This is a genomic window from Thiorhodococcus drewsii AZ1 (genome assembly GCF_000224065.1).
Lineage (GTDB): Bacteria > Pseudomonadota > Gammaproteobacteria > Chromatiales > Chromatiaceae > Imhoffiella > Imhoffiella drewsii.
In genome coordinates this window covers 1-1,381 of the sequence record NZ_AFWT01000110.1, presented here as the reverse complement: position 1 = coordinate 1,381, position 1,381 = coordinate 1, and the positions used below count along the sequence as shown (strand labels likewise).

The 1,381-nt window shown below is 48.2% G+C and carries 3 protein-coding genes; 2 read left to right on the top strand and 1 reads right to left on the bottom strand.

Annotated features, from left to right (window positions below):
* A partial coding sequence (locus tag THIDRDRAFT_RS23225) for an IS630 family transposase (protein ID WP_007043395.1) occupies nt 1-397 on the top strand: 397 nt, incomplete at its 5' end.
* 41 nt (nt 398-438) lie between these two features.
* The gene (locus THIDRDRAFT_RS25235; protein ID WP_007043394.1) at nt 439-909 is read left to right on the top strand and encodes a zinc-ribbon domain containing protein; all 471 of its coding nucleotides are present in this window, start codon (nt 439-441) and stop codon (nt 907-909) included.
* Nucleotides 910-1,021: 112 nt separating this feature from the next.
* Here the strand turns inward: THIDRDRAFT_RS25235 and THIDRDRAFT_RS23220 are convergent.
* A partial coding sequence (locus THIDRDRAFT_RS23220; RefSeq protein ID WP_007043393.1) for an IS630 family transposase occupies nt 1,022-1,381 on the bottom strand: 360 nt, incomplete at its 5' end.

The window sequence follows — 1,381 nt, the reverse complement described above, 5'->3', positions numbered from 1 at the left end:
GATCAACATTGAGACGCTGGAACTCACGTACCGCATTGACAACACGATCAACGCGGTTTCTACGATTGCCTTGCTCAAACAGTTGGAGAGCGCTTACCCAGCGGCCTCTCGCATCATCGTGATTTGCGACAACGCCCGCTACTACAAATCCAAGCTCGTCGCGGAATACTTGAAGAGCTCCCGCATTCAACTTGAGCCATTACCGGCGTATAGCCCGAATCTCAACCTGATCGAGCGATTCTGGAAATTCTTCAAGAAGCAAGTGCTTTACAATCGTTATTACGAGCGGTTTGCCGAGTTCCGAATAGCCTGCAAAGAGTTTTTTGCGGAGCTGGATCTCTATGCGCCCCAACTGCGCACGCTGCTTGCTGAGAACTTCCAGATTATCGGTAATTGAGAACCGAAATCCTGCATTCGCTAGGTATAGGGTAAATAAGAATGAAGAGTGGGAAACAGCGTCGTAACGAGATAAAAGCTGCAAGGCTAAAAAGGATGGCAAAAAGAGAATGCAGCGCTAATCCGTTTAAAAGACCAATCCCGGAGTGGGCTGTGCCAGTTAATCAAGCGGAAGTACATTATCATTCGATGTTTTTTGATATCCCTTTATTCTATCTAGATAAAGAGTTTGTATGTAAAGACTGTGGCGCCAAAGAGATATGGACGGCGAAGCAACAAAAATGGTGGTACGAAATCGCAAAGGGAGCACTAGAAACCACTGCGGTCAGGTGCAGCGCATGTAGGAAAAAGATAAGGGAAGAAAAGGAGCGCCAAAAAAAACATATGCGAGAAATGGCGGAGCGTGATCCTCATAAGAATGAAGCATTCTTTAAGAAAACCCTAAAAAACCATGCAGCGGACGCGCCAAAGGCGCGCGCCGCTGATGGTAGGCGTTATTGGGATACTAAGTGACCGTTTCCCTACGCTCTCCCGCCACAAAGGATCCGGTCTATACCTAGCGAATGCAGGATTTCGGTTCTCAATTACCGATAATCTGGAAATTCTCAGCAAGCAGCGTGCGCAGTTAGGGCGCATAGAGATCCAGCTCCGCAAAAAACTCTTTGCAGGCTATTCGGAACTCGGCAAACCGCTCGTAATAACGATTGTAAAGCACTTGCTTCTTGAAGAATTTCCAGAATCGCTCGATCAGGTTGAGATTCGGGCTATACGCCGGTAATGGCTCAAGTTGAATGCGGGAGTTCTTCAAGTATTCCGCGACGAGCTTGGATTTGTAGTAGCGGGCGTTGTCGCAAATCACGATGATGCGAGAGGCCGCTGGGTAAGCGCTCTCCAACTGTTTGAGCAAGGCAATCGTAGAAACCGCGTTGATCGTGTTGTCAATGCGGTACGTGAGTTCCAGCGTCTCAATGTTGATCGCGCCTTT